This is a genomic window from Halomonas sp. NyZ770, from assembly GCF_020616575.1.
Classification (GTDB): Bacteria; Pseudomonadota; Gammaproteobacteria; order Pseudomonadales; family Halomonadaceae; genus Vreelandella; species Vreelandella hamiltonii.
Window position 1 is genome coordinate 2,229,123 of record NZ_CP085143.1, and the last position, 19,699, is coordinate 2,248,821.

Here is a 19,699-nt window from a genome sequence, read left to right on the forward strand (position 1 = left end):
GATTGGATGCCTTAGCACCTGCCACCTCAGAATTCGACCTTGCGCGCCGTGACATCGAATTCGATAGCCAGGCTGACTCCCTCTTCCGCAAGAGGGTCAGCCTCCGGGCTATGCTGTAGCGCCAGCAGCCCCTCGAGGGTGCCCTGAAGATATAACCGGCTGCCTTCGCGCTCCACCCGAGCAAGCACCACGGTCAGCTCGTCGTCGGTGGCCGTGTAGTACGGCGGGTGAACGGCATCGCCGATCAGGTGCAGCACTCGGGCATCGGTGAGCCGCTCATCGGCCAGCACCAACTGAATGACCAGCGCGTCTCGGGCCGCCCATTTCTCCGGGTCCCGGTAGCCGGTCATCTCCACCACCCAACGGTCTCCCTCTTCGATGAACGTGGCGCCGGGCTCGCTGCTTGGATCGAGGACGAACCACTGATGGTCGTCGCCATCCAGCGTCCCCGTGATCTCGGCCACAGGGTCACTGGCGCCCGCCCAGCCTGTGGTGGCCAGCAAAACAGCCACCAGTAACGGTTTAACGCCTTGTATTTTCATTACCTTTCCTTGTTACCTAGCTACTGAGCACGATTGGACGGTTCCGATATTGCGACTTTAGTCTAATTCGAAGACCTATGGTTGCCCCGCCAGCCCTGATCATTCAGTAGATGAATGAGGCCTGTCATTATTTCGATTGTGTGTCACAACCACCTGTCTCTATGTTGTCAGGATAGCTTACGGGCTGACCGTGTCTGTTTTGTTGATGGGTAAGCACTAGCAGTCTGTCGGACTTGAGGTTAATGGATGAGCTGAGGCGTGGGTTCTTCACCCCCCCCTGTGTTGGTGTTGGTGTTGGTGCTGTTGTGTGGCTCTTAACCTGCCCCTCAGCTTCTGCAAGGCGGTTCTGACGCCTTGCCTGCTGGCCGGTTGGGCGCGGCGAGCCCTCAGCCCGCCGTCAACCGGTGCATCCGCTTGATATTCCACGCCATGGTGGCCAATCGCCACTCGCCGCTGACCTTATCCAGTCCGCGTAGCGAGAACTGCCGGAACCCCATCACGTGTTTGATGATCCCGAAGACCGGCTCCACGGTATGTTTGCGCAATGCGTAGAGCGCTCGGCCCGCCTGCGTCTTCAAGCGGTGTGCCATCTGTTCGACGGGGTCCTCGCTCTCCGGGGCAGGCGGATCCGCGGCGAAACGTTCAAAGACCGGAAGGTGATGGACGTCTCGCTTCATCGCCAACAGCGGTTCGATACCATGGTCATGGCAGGCCTGGATATTGCTGGCACTGAAGTAGCCGGTATCACCCAGCAGGTGGTCAGGTTTTCCCAGCGTTTCCGGGTAACCTTGCCAGGCCGTCAGTAGCGGCATGACTTGCTGCTTGTCATTGGTCGCCTGCGTGACGTGGACATGGGTCACCAGCAGACTCTCGGTATCAACCGCGGCTTGGGCGTTGTAGCACTGATCAAACCCCTTGCCGGTGACCGGCATGATGCGCGACTGCGGGTCGGTGAAATTGATCTGATCCTTGTCACGCGGGCCACCAGTGGGCGGTTCGGGGTCACGCCCACGGGGCTTCTTGCCGGCCTTGCGCTGCGCCTCCCGCCGCGCCACCTTTTCCTGATAGGCGGCTTGCTCGGTGGCGTCCCGCTCCTCGGCGCGCGCCTCGATCTTGGCCTTCGCCTCAGCGATGGCCGCCAGGCGGGCTTCACGGCGGGCAATCTCGGCGGGGATATCCATGCCGTCGGCCGCGTCCTCCTTGTCCGCCGACTCGGCCCGCTCGGTCAGCGCTTTCACCTCTGCCCTGAACTGTGCCTCCAGCTTCTTGGCATGGCCATACGACAACGCCTTGTGCTTGCTGGCGTTGGCCTTGAGCTTGGTGCCGTCCAGGGCGATGGTGCCAAGCTTGAGCAGCTTCATCTCGCGGGCCAGCAGCAGCACCTGTACGAACAACTGTTCCAGTTCCGGCAGAAAGCGGCGGCGAAAGGTGGCCAGCGTGTCATGGTCGGGATGGGTATTGGCGGCCAGGTAGCGGAACGCCACCGAGTCATAGGTGGCACGCTCGATCTTGCGGCTGGAGACCACCCCGGTGGCGTAGCCGTAGATCAGCAGGCTCAGTAGCACCGCCGGGTGATGTGCCTTGGAACCCCGCCCCATGTAACGCCGGGTCAACGTCGAGAGGTCCAGTTGTTCGACAACATCGACAACGAACCGCGCCAGGTGACCATCGGGCAACCACTCGTCTACCGAAGGCGGCAGCAGGTAATCGGTCTGGCGATCCACAGGGATGAAGCGGCTCATGGCGATCTTCTCAGCTCGGCGATGACGGTGGTCAGTATCTCACGGTGCAACGGAAAGACCGACAGGCTGCTAGCCCCCTCCAGCAGAACGAACAATAAACAATACACATGGGAACGATCATGACGCTGAAAAAGACACTACTGGCCACTGTCGTGGGTGCTGCCATGGCAGGCACCGCACTACTGCCGCTGACTGCCAGTGCAGAAACCCTGCGCATCGGTTACTCGGCCGACCCTGAAACCCTCGACCTGCACGAACAGCTTTCCGGCGGTGTCCTGCGCTTCTCGCATCTGGCCTTCGACCCCCTGGTGCGTTGGACCAAGGACTTCCAATTCGAACCGCGTCTGGCCACCGAGTGGGAACAGGTAGACGACACCCATGTACGTATGACCCTGCGTGAAGGCGTTACCTTCCATTCCGGTAACCCGTTCACTGCCAAGGACGTGGTCTGGACCATCGAGCGCTTGAAAGAGAGCCCGGATTATCGCGCCATTTTCGAGCCGATCGCCAGCGCCGAAGCGGTCGATGACTACACCATCGAAATCACCACCACCGAGCCTTACCCGCTGCTGTTGAACCTGGCCACCTACATCTTCCCCATGGACAGCGAGTTCTACACGGGTGAGACCGACGACGGCAACGACAAGGCGGAAATCGTCAAGGCAGGCAACTCGTTTGCATCACGTAACGTTTCCGGCACCGGGCCCTTCGTGGTCACCGACCGTCGCCAGGGCGTTCGCGTCGACTTCGAACGCTTTGAAGACTACTGGGACACCGAAAGCGAAGGTAACGTGACCAGCATCGTGCTGACGCCGATTGCCGAAAACGCCTCCCGCGTGGCGGCCCTGCTGTCCGGTGGCGTCGACTTCATCGATGCCGTACCGCCCAACGACCTGGACCGTGTGCGCGATGCCCAAGGCGCCAATCTGGTTGAAATCCCCGGTACGCGTATCATCGGCTTCCAGCTGAACGAAGAGCGTGTCGAGGCTTTCCAGGATGCACGCGTGCGTCAGGCTGTCGACTTGGCCATCAACCAGGAAGGCATCGCCGACCGCCTGATGCGTGGCTTTGCAACGCCCGCGGGCCAGTTCTCACCGGAAGGCTACTCCGGCCACAACCCGGACCTGGTGCCTCGCTACGATCTGGAGCGTGCCCAGGAGCTGATGGCGGAAGCGGGCTACGAAGAGGGCTTCAGCGTCGACATGATCGCCCCGAACAACCGCTACGTGAACGATGCGCAGATTGCCCAAGCCGTGGCCAACATGCTGGCGCGTATCAACATCAACGTTAACCTGCGCACCATGCCGCTGGCCCAGTACTGGCCGGAGTACGACACGCGTCAATCCGACATTGCCATGATCGGCTGGCACTCGGACACCGAAGACACCGCCAACTTCTTCCAGTACCTGTCGTTCTGCATCGACACCGAGAGCGGTGCCGGTCAGTACAACTACGGCAGCTACTGCAACGAGGAAATCGATGCGCTGGTAACCCAGGCCGACAGCGAAACCGACCTGGAAAAACGTGGTGAAATGCTGCGTGAAGCCGAAGCCATGCTGTACGAAGACGTTGGTTTCATCATGCTGCATTGGCAGAACCTGGCCTATGCCGCCGCTGACGGCGTCGACATCGAGCCGGTGGTCAACGCCACCGACTTCCCCTACCTGGGCGATCTGGTGATTACGCGCTGATCCCTACCTAACGACATAACCCACGCAAGGATGCTTCGCTCTCCAGGATTCTGGAGGGCGAAGCGTCGTGCATGGCGCGACCCACCGGGCAGCGCCATGCCTTGCCCTGATGTTTAGTGAAACTTTCCACACAGGTGGCGTACGCCATGATTGCTTTTCTAATCAAGCGGCTGATGCACGCAATATTGGTGATGTTTGTCATCAGTGTACTGGCCTTCGCCATCCAGGATAACCTGGGTGACCCTGTACAGCAGATGGTCGGACAGTCGGTCCCCGAAAGTGAACGTGAAGCCATTCGCGAACGACTGGGGCTCAACGACCCCTTCCTGGTGCAATACGCACGCTTCGCCAAGAACGCCGTTCAGGGCGATTTTGGCTACTCCTATTTCTACCGTGAACCGGCGCTGGAGGTGATTGCTCGCCACTTGCCTGCCACCCTCGAGCTGGTGTTCGCGGCTACGCTGATCATCGTATTGTTCTCTGTTCCCATCGGGGTATACAGCGCCATCAAACCGCGCTCCCCCGTGTCACGCTTTTTCATGGGGGCCTCGATCATCGGCATTTCGATACCGGTGTTCTTGACCGCCATCGTGTTGATCCAGATTTTCTCCATCGGCATGACCGTCTCGCTGTTCCCGGAGGGCACCGCCTGGGGCGCCTGGCTGAACGGCGCTCTCTCCACTCAGGGCAACATGCCCTCTTTTGGCCGGGGTTACGATCTGGTTCATGTGGTCGGCCACTGGGAAACCAACCTGGTCACCTGGGATGGCATCAAGCACCTGGTGCTGCCTGCGGTCTCGCTGGCCTCCATCATGCTGCCGCTGTTCATCCGCCTGATCCGCGCCGAAATGATGGAAGTACTGCAATCGGAGTACGTGAAGTATGCCCGCGCCAAGGGTATTTCCATGCGCCGGGTCTACTTCGTGCATGCGCTGAAAAACACCATGCTCCCGGTAATTACCGTGGGGGGCGTTCAGATCGGTACCATGGTGGCTTATACCATTCTGACCGAAACCGTGTTCCAGTGGCCGGGCATGGGACTGATGTTCCTGGATGCCATCAACCGCGCCGACATTCCGCTGATCGTCACTTATCTGATGATCGTCGGGGTCATTTTCGTGGTGACCAACACCATCGTGGATTTGATCTACGGCTTCGTGAATCCCACCGTTAAACTGACTGGTAAGCCCGCATGACAACGTCCACTCCTCCCTCAGCCCCCAGCCGCTGGGAGCGCTTGCGCGACTCTTTCCTGTGGTACAGCTTCAAGCGCGACCGTACCGCTCAGTTCTGCCTGGCCGTGTTCATCTGCCTGGTGGTGGCGGCCTTCGCGGCGCCGCTGCTGGCCCCTACCGACCCCTACGACCTGCGCCAGATCGATATTCTGTCGTCGGAGCTGCCGCCCTTCTGGATCGACGGAGCCGATGAGCGCTACACCCTGGGCACCGATGCCCAGGGGCGCGACCTGTGGTCGATCATTCTTTACGGCACGCGGGTATCGCTGCTGATCGGCTTTGGCGCGGTGGCACTGCAAGCCCTGCTGGGCGTGACCTTTGGCCTGATGGCCGGTTATCTGGGCGGGCGAGTCGATGCCTTCCTGATGCGCCTGGCGGACATTCAGCTGTCGTTCTCGACGCTGATGGTGGCCATCGTGGTCGGTGCCGTGGTGAAAGCCACCATGGGCAGCGCCTTCTACAGCCAGTACGCCGTGCTCATGCTGATTCTGATCATCGGGCTCGCCGAATGGCCGCAGTATGCGCGTACCGTGCGCGCATCGGTGCTGGCAGAGAAGAACAAGGAGTACGTGGACGCCGCCCGCGTCATGGGGCTGCGCAGCCGACGCATCATGTTCCGTCATGTGCTGCCCAATACGCTGTCGCCGATCTTCGTCATCTCTACCGTTCAGATCGCCAACGCGATCATCTCCGAAGCGGCGCTGTCGTTTCTGGGGCTGGGCATGCCGGAAACGCACCCGTCACTGGGTTCGTTGATCAAGGCGGGCTTCGACTACATTCAATCCGGCTCCTGGTGGATCACCATGATTCCCGGCGCGGTACTGGTGGTGCTGGTGCTGTCGATCAATCTGCTGGGCGACTGGCTGCGCGATGTCATGAACCCACGACTGTATAAAGGCTGAAGACACCATGGCACTTCTTGAAGTCTCACAACTGGATGTTCGCTTTGCCCTGCGTCAGGGTGAGGTCCGCGCCTTACGGGATGTCAACTTCACCCTGGAGCGTGGCGAACGGCTGGGCATCGTCGGTGAGTCCGGCGCGGGCAAGTCGGTGGCGGCCTTTTCACTGCTCAACCTGATTTCACGGCCCGGATTCATTGCCGGTGGCAGCATCACCTTCGAGGGTAAAACCCTCAACACCATGTCCGAGCGGGGCCTGCGCAAGGTGCGCGGCAATCGTATCTCGATGATCTTCCAGGACCCGATGATGACCCTCAACCCGGTGCTCTCGATCGGTGAGCAGATGGTCGAGTGTCTGAAAGCGCACCGCAGAATCTCCACCCGAGAGGCCCGTGCCATTGCTCTGGACAAGCTCAAGCAGGTGCAGATCCCGTCGCCGGAAAAGCGCCTGGACCAATACCCCCACGAGCTTTCCGGCGGCATGCGCCAGCGTATCATCATCGCCATTGCGCTCCTGCTGGACCCCGACATCATCATTGCCGATGAGCCGACCACGGCGCTGGACGTCACCATCCAGGCGGAAATCATGGCGCTGCTGCTGGAGCTTTGCGAGCAGCACAACGTGGGCCTGATCCTGATCACCCACGACCTGGGCGTGGTCAGCCAGGTCACCCAGCGCATGCTGGTCATGTACGCAGGCCGCGTGATCGAGCAGGGGCCGACTCGTGAAATCATCAATGACCCCCAGCACCCCTACACCCAGGGGCTGATCAACGCCCTGCCCCAGATGGCCACCCCCGGCGAAAAACTGAATCAGATTCGGGGCAGCATGCCGTCGCTTTCCAACTTGCCCACCGGCTGCGCGTTTCATCCCCGCTGCGACTTTATCCTGCGCAGCGACGGTCAGCCGCGCCCGGCGTGTACTCAGCAGGTGCCCACGTTCGTGGAGTCAGGCAACTGCCGCGTTGCCTGCCATATGGTGGCTGAAATGCTCGAAGATCGCCGCCTGAAGGAGGAGAGCCTATGAACGCCCAGGCCGACACACGCCCAACGACCGCGCAAGCGCCAGCCAGCGAGACGCTGCTGGAAATACGCGACCTGAAAAAGCGCTTTTCGCTATCGGGCGACTTTCTCGAGCAGCTGCGCTTCAAGGGCGGCAAGCTGGTTCGTCATCAGGAGTACGTGCACGCCATCAACGGGGTCAACCTGGAGATCAAGCGTGGCGAAGCGCTCTGCGTGGTCGGCGAATCCGGCTGCGGAAAATCCACTGTAGCACGCACGGTGATGGGGCTGATTACCCCCTCCGAAGGCGAAATTCGTTACGGCGGCGAGCGCATCGACCACCTCTCCACGCGTCAACTGCTGCCTTATCGCAAGCGCATGCAGATGATTTTCCAGAACCCCTACGCGTCGCTGAACCCGCGCATGACGATCCAGCAGACGCTGGAAGAGCCACTGCGCCTGCACCACCCAAACTGGAATCGTCAGCAGATTCTCGACAAGGTGGAAGAAGTGATGCGCTCGGTGGGCATCGACCCGGACTGGGGCAAGCGCTTTGGCCATGAGTTCTCCGGCGGCCAACGCCAGCGCATTGCCATTGCCAGGGCGCTGGCCGTGGACCCGGAATTCATCGTGGCCGACGAGCCCATCTCGGCTCTGGACGTGTCGATCCAGGCCCAGGTGCTGAACCTGCTGATGGATGCCCAGCGTGACCGCCACCTCACCTACCTGTTCATCACCCACGACCTGGCCGTGGTCGAGCACTTCGGCACGCGCGTGGCGGTGATGTACCTGGGCACGGTGTGTGAAGTCGCCACCACGGCCACGCTGTTTGCCAAGCCGCGCCATCCCTATACGCAGGCGCTGCTGTCGGCCATTCCTCGGCTGGAAGATGACCGACCCCAGCACATTCGCCTCTCCGGTGAAGTGCCTACGCCGGTCAATCTGCCTAGCGGCTGTGTCTTTCATGGCCGCTGCCCACATGCCAACGCCCGCTGCAAGCAGGAGATCCCGGCATTGCAAACACAGGATGACGGCACTCGCGTGGCGTGCCACGCTGTCGAGGAGGGGCGCTTGTAATGGCCCGCTTCATTCAGGCCTCACGCGAGGCCGTCTTGCGAGGTAAGGCATGGAAATTCGCTGGCTAGAAGACTTCATTGCCTTGGCCAGAACGCGACACTTCTCCCGCGCTGCCGACGAGCAGCACGTGACACAGCCTACTTTTTCACGGCGCATCAAGCTGCTGGAAGAGGAAATGGGCGTGACGTTGATCAACCGACAGACCCTGCCGCTGTCGTTGACCCCAGCGGGGGAAGAGTTCCTGACACTCTGCGAACAGGTCACCGAGCGCGTGCGCCTCACCAGAGAGCGCGTACGGGCGATCAGCGCTGGCCAGCAGCGCCGCATCATGGTGGCTGCCCCGCAAAGCCTGCTGGCGCACTTTTTGCCCGAATGGCTGACCCAACTGGGTTGGCAAGACCGTGTGCAGCCCTACTTGCGCGCCACGGGCTGGGTAGCCAGCGACTATTTTCAGGCGCTGGCCAGGGCCGAGTGCGACCTAGCCATCTGCTACTGGCCCGTGGGCCGCTGCGATCTGGACATCGACACCAGCAGCAGCACCTATCGCGTCATTGGCCAGGAGCGGCTGATACCCGTGACGGGCCTGGCCAGCGATGGATCCCCCTGCACGCAGCTACCCGGCACGCGCCAGCAGCCGGTGCCCTGGCTTGCCTACCCCAAACGCGGGCTGTTGGGGTCGGCGGTCAAGGCACACCTTGCCCGCCTTCCCCATACGACCTACCTGACCGCGCAGAGCGAGAACCTCTACGCCGCAGGCATCAAGGAACTGGTACTGTTGGGCTACGGCATGAGTTGGCTACCCGAACGCAACGTGGCCAGCGAACTGGCCAGCGGCCAACTGGTGCGCGCAGGCGACAGCCGCTGGGACGTGCCCATGGAGTTGAGGCTCTACCGTCACCACCAACACCACCACGCAGAGCTGGACAGCTTATGGAGCGAGCTCCCTCCCCTACGACCCTGAAGGAAACCCCATGTCTGCATCACTGAACGCACTACAGCGTGAGCATATCGCGCATCTTTGCCAGGCTTATAGCCAGTTGCTTGAGCACCATCGGCTGGATTGCCTGGCCATTTACAGCGGCCACGCCCGCTACCATTTCGCCGATGATCACACCACGACCTTTCAGGCCTACGGGCATTTCACCCACTGGGTAGGGTTGGCCGATGTTCAGCACAGCTGGATCTTGGTGCAGCCCGGTCAGCGGCCTCAGCTCTATATCTACGCGCCAGCCGATTTCTGGCACTTGCCCACCCAACTGCCGGAAGAGCCGTGGGTAGCCGAATTCGACGTGCATTTGTGCAGCGACAAGATCACCCCGCCGCTAGCGGGCAACGCAGCTGTGATTGGCGATATCGAGACTCTGGAGAGCGCTTCAGTGCTCGCCAACACCGCCAAGCTGCACCCCACCGCCCTCGTCCGTGCGCTGGACGAACTGCGCATGTACAAGACCGCCTATGAAATTGCCTGCCTGAGGGAAGCCAATCGTCTGGCCGTTGCCGGGCATCAGGCCGCCAAGGCTTCGTTTGTGGGCGCCGCCAGCGAACTGGATATCCAGTTGGCATATTTGCAAGCCAGCCGACAGCGCGAGTCGGACGTGCCGTACCAGAACATCATCGGGCTCAATCAGCACGCTGGCGTGCTGCATTACCAGCGCTATGACCTGAACGCCCCCAGCCAGCGCCACAGCTTGTTGGTGGATGCAGGGCGGCGCTTTCGCGGCTACGCGGCAGACATCACCCGCACCCACGCAGGCCCCGACGCTCCGGCCGCCTTTGGCGAGCTGATCACTGCCCTGCACCACCTGAAAGATCAATTGATTCAGCACGCCGCGCCCGGCGTGGAGTTCGTGTCGCTCCACGAGCAGATGCACCGCTATCTGGCCGAAATTCTGGTGCAGCACGGGCTGTACGAAGGCAGCGCGGAAAGCGCCATCGAGCTGGGCGTGACCCGAGCCTTCTGCCCGCATGGTCTGGGCCACTCGCTGGGCATCCAGGTGCATGACGTGGCGGGGCTGATGCACCCCGATGGCACGCCAGCGCCGCCGCCACCGCAACATCCGGCGCTACGCCTGACGCGCACGCTGCGCCCCGGCATGGTAGTCACCATCGAACCCGGGCTTTACTTCATTCCCATGCTGCTGGCACCGCTGCGCCAGCAGGGAATTGCCGTCAACTGGGCCACGGTGGACGCTTTGGCCGCCTGCGGCGGTATCCGCATCGAAGACAACATCGTGATCACGGAAAGCGGCTGCGACAACCTGACACAAACACATTAGTGCCAGGTAAAAAAACGCCCGGTTCCAATGAAGGAACCGGGCGTACCTTGGCGATTAACCGCCAGACTTAAAACGATAGGCTTAGAAACGGTAGGTAATACCACCGCCTACAGTGACAGGCTCGATGTCCACTTCACCTACACGGCCAGCGCCATCCAGGTTGATGTCGGAGTTGACGTCGGCGTAGCTCACATAGCCGTTCAGCATGATGTTTTCGGTGACGGCCAAATCAAGACCTGCCTGACCGATGACACCATAGCTGCTTTCCACGCTCAGACCTTCCGGCTCACCCGAGAAGCGGGTGTAGTTCAGGCCCACGCCCACGTAGGGCTGTACACGAGAGTCCAGACCACCCATCGGGTAGTAGTTGACCAGCAGGTTGACCGGCAGGCGATCGACGCTGCCTGCATCGCCACCCGGGCGCGTGTTCAGATCATGCTCGAATTTTTCAGAGCTGTTCAGCTCCATACCGATTTTGTCGGTGAACAGGTAACCCGCACCGAAGGTGAAACCACGGGCACTTTGCACGTTCAGGTCTGCATCACCCACGTTGCCGTTGCCGGAACCAGTATCTGTTTGGGCAACACCGCCACGGACGAACACATCACCCGCTTCGTAGGCCATGGCAGCTTGGCTGGCCATGAACGCGCTGGCAGAAACAACGGCGGCAGTCATCAGTTTTAGCTTGCTCATCAGGGTATCCTCTTGCGTCTTCCTTGGGGGTAAGTGCCGGAACACACCAGCTATCCTATACAACATATACTATACGAACACTGTTTCCAAATTTCCTGTGAAATTTTATTATAGGTTTTTGGTCTCTGATAGCTTTTTTTAAAGAGGCGTACCATCAGGCACGCAGGTGACCCCACGATGGGTATCTGGGCAAGTTGCCCCGATACCTCCCAGTGGCAAAACGACAGCGTGGCAAAACGACAGGGTGGCTAAACCACAGGCATAAAAAAAGTCCCCCGAAGGGGACCCAGGTGGAGCACGCCAGCTCACTCGTTGTACCGTGCGACAGGTCGCATCGGCATGGCAAAGAAGGGAGAGCTTCGATAATCCGCGGGTCAGGCTAACGGTGAAGACTCTATTCATTTGCCGCTTGCCTAATATATAGCGAGCAACGTGCCAATATTTTATAAAAACATTAAAAACAACATCTTATAAAAATTCCCACCTATTTCTCGTATCATCCTCAGCGCCAGGAAGCGCGGATCGCACCAATGGTGCGCAGGAACTCAGGTTTATGCTTCATAACGACGCTTGGCCCCAAACGGTATCAGCTGCACACCTGGTTGCGCCCACCGCGTTTGGCGCGATAGAGCGCTTCGTCGGCCAGCACCAGTAACCGCTCCCTGTCACTCTCTGCCACGTCCAGACTGCATACCATGCCCGCCGAAAGCGTACATGCAAACTCCTGCCCGCCTTGGCTGAAACGCAAGCGCGAAAAGTATTCGCGGACATCCTCCAGACGTTTTCGACCATCTTCGGCACTGCAATGGGGCAATACCAGCAGGAACTCCTCCCCCCCGTAGCGGCCAATCATGTCGGTTTGCCGCAGGCGCTGACGCAGCAGGGTGGCTACCGAGGCAATCACCACATCGCCAATGGCATGCCCATGAGTGTCATTGACCGATTTGAAGTGATCGATATCGACCATGGCCACCACCACAGAGTAGGCCTGGCGATAACTTCGCGAGACCTCATTGATTGCGGCACTCTTGATGCTGGCGTGCTTCAGCAGCCCCGTCAGGCTGTCCTTGTTCAGCAAGGCCGACAGCGTACGCGAACGCGCCACGCGCACCCGAATCGAGGCCACCAGCTGCGCGGCCTGGATGGGCTTGGTCAGGAAGTCGTCGGCGCCATGGCTCAGGGCATCCACCTGCTTGCCCAGGTCGGTTTCCGCCGATAGGAAAACGATGGGCAGGCTGCTCCACTCATCGTACTGTCGTACCACCGATGCCAGGTCCGGGCCATCGTAGTCGGGCATGTGCACGTCCATCAGCAGCAGTTCGGGACGGAATGAATGCAGTTGGTCGAGGATATGGCGAGGGTTGTCGAGAATTCGCACCTCCATGCCCGCAGCTTCCAGCACCAGCTGGTAGTACGCCGCCAGCTGCTGGTCATCATCCACCACCAGAATGCGGGCAGGTGGCGCCTGGCGTTCTTGCAGCAGTTGCTCCAGCCGATTCACCAATTGAGGAATGTTGACCGGCTTCAGGAAGTAGCCACGGGCATTGAGCTGGGCAGCGCGCATGCGCGCATCGAAGGTATCACTGTCGCTGATGAACAGAACGGGACATGATAACGCCTGTAATGGTCCCAATTGCCCATCGTTGGTCATGGCATCGACGATGACCATATCAGGCGTGCCCGTCGCCATTTCTTTATAGGCGTCCATTACTTGCGTAAACAGGCGTACCGAGTAGCTGAAGTTGGTCAACTGCTCCTGAATCCGCCGCCCCAGCTCGCGATCCTCTTCGATCAGCCAGATGGTGGCCGTGGCACTGACTTTTTCAGCGCTGACATCGACCGCCATCGCGGGCTGAGAGCTGGGCATCAGCTCCATTTTCATGGAGTGGAGCTGGTTGTTGACCACATCGATCAGCGGCAAATCCAGCGGCTGATCGCTCTCTTCCAACCAGCGTTTGAGGCCGGCTTCCAAGGTTCGCGCCTGCTGGCCGATCCCGTCAAACCCAAAGGTACCCGCCGAGCCTGCCAGCTTGTGCAAACGGCGATAGACGTTTTCCAGCACCTCTTCGTGCACGGCCCGCAGGTCGGCGTCGTTGGTCACCATGCCAGGGGTGAGCAGTTGCTGGCGAACCTCCTGATGCAGCGCGCCCATGGCGTTACACAGCGACGTCAGTTCGGCTTTCAAGCTGTGCTGATAATTTTGCCGTAACAGGGCCAGCTTCTGCTCCAGCGATTGGGGATCACTTTTTACCACGCGCTTGCTCCCAGAGAGAACGCACCTGGGGTGCCAACGTCATCGGGTCGAAGGGCTTGGCGATCACGCTTTCTGCCCCCAAGGCAATGAGCTGCTCAACTTCGTGCGGTTGCACTTTGGCCGTCATGAAAGCGACCGGCACGTTCGCCAGTGCCGGACGTTGCCGCAGCGCGGCCAGGGTGGATGGCCCATCCATGCCAGGCATCATCACATCCAGCAGGATCATATCGGGCGCGAACGCTTCGGCCTCGGCCAGCGCCTGCTCGCCCGACGAGCACACCTTTACCGTCAGCCCCCCCACGACTTCCAGCGCCAGCTGTGCCACCGTCTGAATATCGGGGTCATCCTCGACATATAAAACCCGTTCTAGAACACTCATTCCTAACCTTCCATCAGAGCCAGCTGCGTACGTTGTCTAACGGCCTCGAGCAGTTGCTCGGGGCTGATACGCGATTTTAGAAATACCGCCTCGACCCGGTGTTGATCTGCCTCACTGATCGACTGTCCGGATAAAATAATGATGCTCGCCTCCGGCTGCTCCTCACGAATCTGCACCAGCAGTTCCCACCCATCGCCATCGGGCAACCCGATATCCAGAATCACGGCATCGTAGCGACGCTGGCTCAGCGCCCGGCGGGCCATGGCCACATCGATCGCATGCTCACAATCCGCATGAGGGCTCAACATCGTATTGATGACCGCATGGAGGTCCGAGTCGTCTTCGATATGCAACAGAGAAAGACGCGCTGGCTGAGCATTCATCTTTTCACTCAGCAAGGCCAAGAGGTGCTGTGCTTGAATGGGCTTGGCCAGCCAAGCGATATCGTCAAGATAGCCCTCCAGTGCCACCTGGCCGCGCTCTACCGTACCCGTCACCACCAGTACCGGCGTATGCTGTGTAGCACGCTGATCGCGTAGCGCATGAATGACCTCAAAACCGCTCATGTCCGGCAGGCCAATATCCACCGTCACTGCGTCATACCGATGCCGCGCCAATTTTGCCAGCGCAGAAGCGCCGTCATAGGCCAGATCGACCCGATAGCCTGCCTCGGTCAACGTCTCCTTGAGCACGCGGGCAACGGAAGGGTCGTCCTCGATCACCAGCAGATTGGCACTGGTATCGGGCTCGCCGCCCTGGCCCACGCCTTCAGAGGGGTGCAGCGGGAGCGTGAACCAGAAGCAGCTGCCCTGCCCCTCCCGGGATGAGAAACCGATCTCACCCTCCATGTGCTCTACCAGCTCGCGGGTAATGGCAAGCCCGAGGCCCGTCCCGCCTTTGGCTCGGGAGTCGGAGGCGTCTACTTGAGCAAACTTGCTGAAAATCTGCGCCTTGAAATTCTCTGGAATGCCCGGCCCCTGATCCATCACGCTGACACGGACTCTGTCCGCCTGCTTTTCCACCACGATACGGACCTCTCCGCCCTCGGGGGAAAACTTCACGGCGTTCGACATCAGGTTGGCCAACACCTGCTGCAACCGCTGGCCATCCACGCGCACCTGGCCCTCAGGGTAGGGGTTTTCCAGGGTCAGCGAGACATTGCGCTCGTGGCGATAATGGCGATTCTCTTCGATGGCGCTTTCCAGCAGTCGGTGCAGCGGCTGCCATTGCATATCGAAGGCCAGCTTGCCTGCGGCAATTTTTTCGATGTCCAGCAGGTCATTGATCAGGTGGGTCAGACGCTGGCTATTCTTGTGGGCAATGGTGACCATTTTCATGATCGTTTCCGGCACGCTACCCAGAGCCCCGGCCGTCACCATGCCCAAGGCGCCTGAAATCGAGGTCAGCGGTGTACGCAGTTCATGGCTCACCGTGGAAATGAATTCGTTCTTCATCTGTTCGATGCGCTTGGATTCGGAAATGTCTTCGGCAATGCCGAGGAACCCCGTAATCCCCCCCTGCTGGTCACGTATGGCAGTGACCACCAGCTTCACCGGCAGGCGGTCACCCGAGCGGGTGATGTACAGCCACTCCTTGCCGTCGCGCTTGTCCATGGAAGCGCGGTGCGTAAACACATCAAAGGGTGCCAGTGAAATACCCAGGCTGTGACTGAGTTCTTGCAGGCGCTGCTCTATCTCGTCGGCATCATGAAACAGCAGCGGCGTGTGCAGCCCGACCACCTCACTGGCGGTATAGCCCAGCATGTCCTCGGCACCACGATTGAACAACTTGATCGTGCCCTGGGTATCCGTGGCGATGATCGCAAAATCGGCAGCGGAGTCCAGCACCGAACTCAGCATGCCATTGCTGCTTGCCAGCGCCTTAGTGCGCTGTTCAACTTCGACTTCCAGATGACTTTGCGTATGGCGCAGGCGTTTGAAGGCAGCACTCAACTCCTGGCTCATTTCACCCAACAGCTTCGAGAGGGTATCGAACTCGTCGATACGGCTTTGAGGCAGCGTCGGCAAGTTGCCGCTGGCAATGGAGGTGCTGAGCGTCTTGCCAGCCCTGGCCAAGTGCAGCAAGGGCTGACTGATCAGTCGGCTGAGCAGCTCGGCCAATACGACCCCTATCGCAATGACCGCTCCCAGCATCATGAACAGCACGATACGGTAAGCCTCCATGGCACGCACCGTCGGCAGTGCCGGGGTTTCGAGTACCAGCCGGTCTACGCCCGCAATGCCCTGCACAGACGTACTCAGCGTGTAGCTACCTTGTGAAAACCGCAGCGCGGGGGTTGCCATCCTGCCTGGCAGCCACATGGAAATACGCTCGTTGACCGGGCGCAGCTCATCGCCCGGCTGAAGGTTCAGCGAATTTAACGTACCGACCTGCCCCAACACACGGCCGTCTGCATCCAGCGCGCCAATATTCACGTCATTGGAGCCACGCACCCGGCCAATGTGATACACGATGCGCAGCTCGGCATCGGGTTCGGCCAGTCTATCTTCGAGTTCGATGGCATAAGAGGTCAGGGTTCGCTCCACAAATCCCTCTTGGCCTTGACGCATGGCATACCCTTCGTAGAGCACCAGCGGAATGCCCGTCAACAGGGTGACCGATAGCAGCGCACAGAACAGCAGATGGCGCAGCGACAGCAGTGGCGCGGCCGTAGGCAGCCAAGGCCGCCGGGACAAGCCACACAGCACCAGGATCACGCTGGCGATGACGGTATTCAGCACGCCATTGATGGCCTGTTTCAAATAGACCAGCTGCGTTAGCTCTTCAGACCAGCCCAACAGGAAGGGGAAAAAGATGAAGTCGATGGGGGCGGCCACCACAGTCCAGAAGATGAGGCTCGCGATGATCAGGTTTTTGACGACGTAACGATAAAGCAGTGACACCACGACGGCTTCGAGGATGAAAATGACCACCGTGACCGGATTTTCCCAGAAGACGTAGGTATAAGCCCCCGCCAGTGTGCCAATCAGGATAGCAGGCCAAGCGCCCAACCAGGCAATGGCCAACATGACGGCCACCGACCCGAACACGAAATATACGTTGAACAGCACCGACAGTTGCAGCATGTTGCCAATGATGCCCGCCATCAGAAGTGCCGCTAACAGTCCCAAACCTGCATTACGAGAAACACCGCTCGACCAGCTTAACTGATTAGTGAAGTGCACGATCTTGTTCCTCTACCCAAGGAAACGTGACATGAAACGTACTGCCCTGCCCCTGTTGAGAGGTGAAGCCAATACTGCCTCCCATGTGCTCGGTGATCGCCTTGCAAATTGAAAGTCCCAATCCCGTTCCTCCCTTCACGCGTCGGTCACTAGAATCTGCCTGGGAGAATTTTTGAAATACCCGAGGCTTGAACTCGTCCGGAATGCCACATCCTGTATCCCGGACATTGATTCGCACGTTTTTATCATGCTCCTCACAAAATATAGTGACGCGCCCCCCAGATAAAGAAAATTTAGCAGCATTGGAGAGTAAATTCGCCATGACCTGCTGAAACCGTAGAGTGTCCACATGGATCCAGCGCTCCTGCTCCAGGGGCTTCAATACAAAGGTCACATCATGTTCGGTGGCATAGGGCTGGTTCTCCTGAACGGCCGCGTTCAGCAGTGCCCCCAAGGGTTGCGGGTGACAAACGAAGTGCAGTTTACCTGCCAGCAGTTTCTCGATATCCAGCAGATCATTGACCAAACGTGCCAGGCGCTCGCCGTTTTTCAACGCCAAGGTCAGCATCTGCTGTGTGTGCTGGGGCACCGCACCCGTGGCACCCGCCATGACCAGCTTGATGCTGCCAGTCATGGCCGTCAGCGGCGTACGCAGCTCATGGCTCACGGTAGAGACGAATTCGCTTTTCATGGCATCGACACGCTGGCGGTCCAGGGTGGCCCCGACCCAGCGGCTGAGCAATTTCAGGAACAGCTCGTCACTCTTGGCAAATGCCTGTGCCCGCGGCGCTGCCGATGAAAAACTGATGGTGCCGAAAGGCTGATCCCCCAGGCGAATGGCACTACCAATGTAGGCTTCCAAGCCAAACGCGCTGTAACAAGGGTGGTGCCGAGCGTTACCTTCACTGGCGTGTTCGAAGGCCAGCACGCCCGGCTGCTGTAGCGTCATGTCACAGTAGGTATTGGCCAGCGGCAGGCATTGGCCAGCGTTCAGCGGTACGTCAAGAGGCGCCTGCACCGCCACGACCTCGAACACGCCCTGCTCGACGCGGCTGACGATACCGATCTGCATCCCCAGATAATCGCACCCCAACGTTAGGCTGGCATTGAGCTGTTCTGAAATGCTCAGGGCAGACGATGTGCTGATTTCGTTCAAGGCGGTCAGGGCGCTGACCAAGCGGCGCTGCTGCTGTTCGGCCTGTTGAAGCCGCTCACGGGCGCGCCGAATGGCGGCCAGTTCCTGCTCCAAGGCAGTGCGATTGATTTCTTCTTCGACACACGCCGCCAAATCGAGCAGTGCCTGACGTTCGGAGAGGGACAAATGGCGAGGTTCAGGGTGAATGATGCACAACGTACCCACGCGAAAGCCGTCTGACGTCGTCAGTGGCATACCAGCATAGAAACGTATTCCACCTCGCGTGGTCACCAGCACGTTCTGGCGAAAACGTGGATCCAGGCTGGCGTCTTCGACTTCGAAGATGCCATCGGTTTGAATGGCATGAGCGCAGAAAGACTCTTCTCGACAAGTCTGCGTCAAAACGAACCCCTGACGGGACTTGAACCACTGCCGCTCCTCATCCACCAGAGAAACCAGCGCGATATCGACCCCAAATAGCTGAACGGCGAGCCGTGTAAAGCGATCGAAGCGCTCTTCGGGTGGCGTATCCAATAGCGCCAGATCATGCAGTGCCTGAAGCCGCGCCTGTTCACTCTCCACCATGGTCAACCTCTCAATTGGCTTTCACACACCCTTGACCCGACGCTTACGGAGCGTTTGATATCCTTCAACATGTTTAACTCTATGCATTAAAGTAGGTGCTGTCTTTAGCTGTGTAGATATTTTACATTTGGCTCCGCGAACGCACGTTTCCCCTATTCACTTGGCCTTCAGGCGGTAAAATTGTCATGGTGCAGCGTAAAGCAGTGTATGTGACGGGCGGTGCCCAGGGGATTGGTCTGGGCATTGCGAATGAACTCCTCTCCAACGGCCACCAGGTGGCCATCGTCGACATCGATGCAGAAGCGCTGCGCGCTGCGGCGCAGCGACTGAAACAGTACGACCAGCTACTGGTTCTGGAAGCTGACGTCAGCCAAGAGGGACACATTGCCCGCACGCTAGAACGTACCGTGCAACACTTTGGCAGGCTGGATGGCATCGTCCATAACGCGGGCATCGCCGACCCGTTTCATGGCACGATCGAACAGCTGCCACTGGAAACCTGGCAAGCCTACTTGAATACCAACCTCACCGGCGCGTTCCTGTGCGCCAAGCATGGGGCGGCGCATTTGCGGCCCCATGGAGGCAGTATCGTGCTGATGGCCTCGTCCCGGGCCCTGCAATCCGAGCCCGACACCGAAGCGTATGCGGCCAGCAAAGGCGGCATCGTGGCCCTCACCCATGCGCTTGCCGTGAGCCTTGGCCCGGACATTCGCGTCAACGCCATCAGCCCAGGCTGGATAGAAGTGGGCGACTGGCAAAAGCCCAGCCGCCAGCAGCCGGTGGAGCACCGCGCCATCGATCGTGACCAGCATCCGGTGGGACGCGTGGGCACGCCCCAAGACATCGCTGCCCTGACGCGCTTTCTGCTGTCCGACGAGGCCGGGTTCATCACCGGTCAGAACATCGTGGCCGACGGCGGCATGACCCGCAAAATGATCTACGCCGAGTAGTCAAACCCTCATACCAAAAAAGGCCATCCGAAGATGGCCTTTGCGGGTGACGAA

Annotated in this window: 15 protein-coding genes; 8 read left to right on the top strand and 7 right to left on the bottom strand. The window is 59.7% G+C overall.

The window, feature by feature from the left end; genetic code table 11:
* Nucleotides 1-26: 26 nt before the first annotated feature.
* Nucleotides 27-542: a hypothetical protein gene (locus LG409_RS10295; protein ID WP_227406596.1), complete on the bottom strand. Its 516-nt coding sequence runs from the start codon at nucleotides 540-542 to the stop codon at nucleotides 27-29.
* A 386-nt stretch (nucleotides 543-928) separates the two neighbouring features.
* Nucleotides 929-2,284, bottom strand: coding sequence for an IS1182 family transposase (locus LG409_RS10300; RefSeq protein WP_016913619.1), 1,356 nt, complete (start codon nucleotides 2,282-2,284; stop codon nucleotides 929-931).
* 119 nt (nucleotides 2,285-2,403) lie between these two features.
* Between LG409_RS10300 and LG409_RS10305 the strand changes: the two genes are divergently transcribed.
* The 7 genes from LG409_RS10305 to pepQ all read left to right on the top strand — a co-directional run bounded on the left by LG409_RS10305 (nucleotide 2,404) and on the right by pepQ (nucleotide 10,464).
* Nucleotides 2,404-3,975 carry an ABC transporter substrate-binding protein gene (locus LG409_RS10305; RefSeq protein WP_039179726.1) on the top strand — a complete coding sequence of 524 codons (1,572 nt, stop codon included), beginning with the start codon at nucleotides 2,404-2,406 and terminating at the stop codon, nucleotides 3,973-3,975.
* 146 nt (nucleotides 3,976-4,121) lie between these two features.
* Nucleotides 4,122-5,171: an ABC transporter permease gene (locus LG409_RS10310; RefSeq protein ID WP_039179723.1), complete on the top strand. Its 1,050-nt coding sequence runs from the start codon at nucleotides 4,122-4,124 to the stop codon at nucleotides 5,169-5,171.
* Complete coding sequence (locus LG409_RS10315; RefSeq protein WP_039179721.1) at nucleotides 5,168-6,112, top strand: ABC transporter permease; 945 nt, start codon at nucleotides 5,168-5,170, stop codon at nucleotides 6,110-6,112. The genes LG409_RS10310 and LG409_RS10315 overlap by 4 nt, the downstream gene beginning before the upstream one ends.
* A 7-nt stretch (nucleotides 6,113-6,119) precedes the next feature.
* The gene (locus tag LG409_RS10320) at nucleotides 6,120-7,136 is read left to right on the top strand and encodes an ABC transporter ATP-binding protein (protein WP_081138905.1); all 1,017 of its coding nucleotides are present in this window, start codon (nucleotides 6,120-6,122) and stop codon (nucleotides 7,134-7,136) included.
* Nucleotides 7,133-8,188, top strand: a complete 1,056-nt coding sequence (locus LG409_RS10325) for an ABC transporter ATP-binding protein (RefSeq protein WP_039179715.1) — start codon at nucleotides 7,133-7,135, stop codon at nucleotides 8,186-8,188. Before LG409_RS10320 ends, LG409_RS10325 begins: the two co-directional genes overlap by 4 nt.
* Before the next feature lie 49 nt (nucleotides 8,189-8,237).
* On the top strand, nucleotides 8,238-9,149 hold the full coding sequence (locus tag LG409_RS10330; protein ID WP_096922814.1) for a LysR family transcriptional regulator: 912 nt from the start codon (nucleotides 8,238-8,240) through the stop codon (nucleotides 9,147-9,149).
* A 10-nt stretch (nucleotides 9,150-9,159) separates the two neighbouring features.
* The gene (gene pepQ, locus LG409_RS10335; RefSeq protein WP_227406597.1) at nucleotides 9,160-10,464 is read left to right on the top strand and encodes a Xaa-Pro dipeptidase; all 1,305 of its coding nucleotides are present in this window, start codon (nucleotides 9,160-9,162) and stop codon (nucleotides 10,462-10,464) included.
* An 81-nt stretch (nucleotides 10,465-10,545) separates the two neighbouring features.
* On the opposite strand, the gene LG409_RS10340 is transcribed toward pepQ, so the two are convergent.
* The 5 genes from LG409_RS10340 to LG409_RS10360 all read right to left on the bottom strand — a co-directional run bounded on the left by LG409_RS10340 (nucleotide 10,546) and on the right by LG409_RS10360 (nucleotide 18,695).
* Nucleotides 10,546-11,157, bottom strand: a complete 612-nt coding sequence (locus LG409_RS10340) for an OmpW/AlkL family protein (protein WP_096922812.1) — start codon at nucleotides 11,155-11,157, stop codon at nucleotides 10,546-10,548.
* A gap of 586 nt (nucleotides 11,158-11,743) precedes the next feature.
* A complete protein-coding gene (locus LG409_RS10345; RefSeq protein WP_227406598.1) occupies nucleotides 11,744-13,411 on the bottom strand; it encodes a diguanylate cyclase in 1,668 nt (555 codons plus the stop codon).
* Nucleotides 13,398-13,790 (bottom strand): response regulator, encoded by a 393-nt coding sequence (locus LG409_RS10350; protein ID WP_039179979.1) that lies wholly within the window; start codon nucleotides 13,788-13,790, stop codon nucleotides 13,398-13,400. The genes LG409_RS10345 and LG409_RS10350 overlap by 14 nt, the downstream gene beginning before the upstream one ends.
* A gap of 2 nt (nucleotides 13,791-13,792) precedes the next feature.
* Complete coding sequence (locus tag LG409_RS10355; protein ID WP_227406599.1) at nucleotides 13,793-16,975, bottom strand: response regulator; 3,183 nt, start codon at nucleotides 16,973-16,975, stop codon at nucleotides 13,793-13,795.
* Complete coding sequence (locus LG409_RS10360) at nucleotides 16,962-18,695, bottom strand: sensor histidine kinase (RefSeq protein WP_227406600.1); 1,734 nt, start codon at nucleotides 18,693-18,695, stop codon at nucleotides 16,962-16,964. The genes LG409_RS10355 and LG409_RS10360 overlap by 14 nt, the downstream gene beginning before the upstream one ends.
* Nucleotides 18,696-18,880: 185 nt before the next feature.
* On the opposite strand from LG409_RS10360, the gene LG409_RS10365 reads away from it, so the two are divergent.
* Nucleotides 18,881-19,645: an SDR family oxidoreductase gene (locus LG409_RS10365; RefSeq protein ID WP_039179695.1), complete on the top strand. Its 765-nt coding sequence runs from the start codon at nucleotides 18,881-18,883 to the stop codon at nucleotides 19,643-19,645.
* The last annotated feature ends 54 nt before the right edge of the window (nucleotides 19,646-19,699 follow it).

Coding starts and splice junctions, on each gene's coding strand:
- LG409_RS10295 (WP_227406596.1), bottom strand. CDS start 542: ATGAAAATACAAGGCGTTAAACCGTTACTGGTGGCTGTTTTGCTGGCC.
- LG409_RS10300 (WP_016913619.1), bottom strand. CDS start 2,284: ATGAGCCGCTTCATCCCTGTGGATCGCCAGACCGATTACCTGCTGCCG.
- LG409_RS10305 (WP_039179726.1), top strand. CDS start 2,404: ATGACGCTGAAAAAGACACTACTGGCCACTGTCGTGGGTGCTGCCATG.
- LG409_RS10310 (WP_039179723.1), top strand. CDS start 4,122: ATGATTGCTTTTCTAATCAAGCGGCTGATGCACGCAATATTGGTGATG.
- LG409_RS10315 (WP_039179721.1), top strand. CDS start 5,168: ATGACAACGTCCACTCCTCCCTCAGCCCCCAGCCGCTGGGAGCGCTTG.
- LG409_RS10320 (WP_081138905.1), top strand. CDS start 6,120: ATGGCACTTCTTGAAGTCTCACAACTGGATGTTCGCTTTGCCCTGCGT.
- LG409_RS10325 (WP_039179715.1), top strand. CDS start 7,133: ATGAACGCCCAGGCCGACACACGCCCAACGACCGCGCAAGCGCCAGCC.
- LG409_RS10330 (WP_096922814.1), top strand. CDS start 8,238: ATGGAAATTCGCTGGCTAGAAGACTTCATTGCCTTGGCCAGAACGCGA.
- pepQ (WP_227406597.1), top strand. CDS start 9,160: ATGTCTGCATCACTGAACGCACTACAGCGTGAGCATATCGCGCATCTT.
- LG409_RS10340 (WP_096922812.1), bottom strand. CDS start 11,157: ATGAGCAAGCTAAAACTGATGACTGCCGCCGTTGTTTCTGCCAGCGCG.
- LG409_RS10350 (WP_039179979.1), bottom strand. CDS start 13,790: ATGAGTGTTCTAGAACGGGTTTTATATGTCGAGGATGACCCCGATATT.
- LG409_RS10360 (WP_227406600.1), bottom strand. CDS start 18,695: ATGGTGGAGAGTGAACAGGCGCGGCTTCAGGCACTGCATGATCTGGCG.
- LG409_RS10365 (WP_039179695.1), top strand. CDS start 18,881: ATGGTGCAGCGTAAAGCAGTGTATGTGACGGGCGGTGCCCAGGGGATT.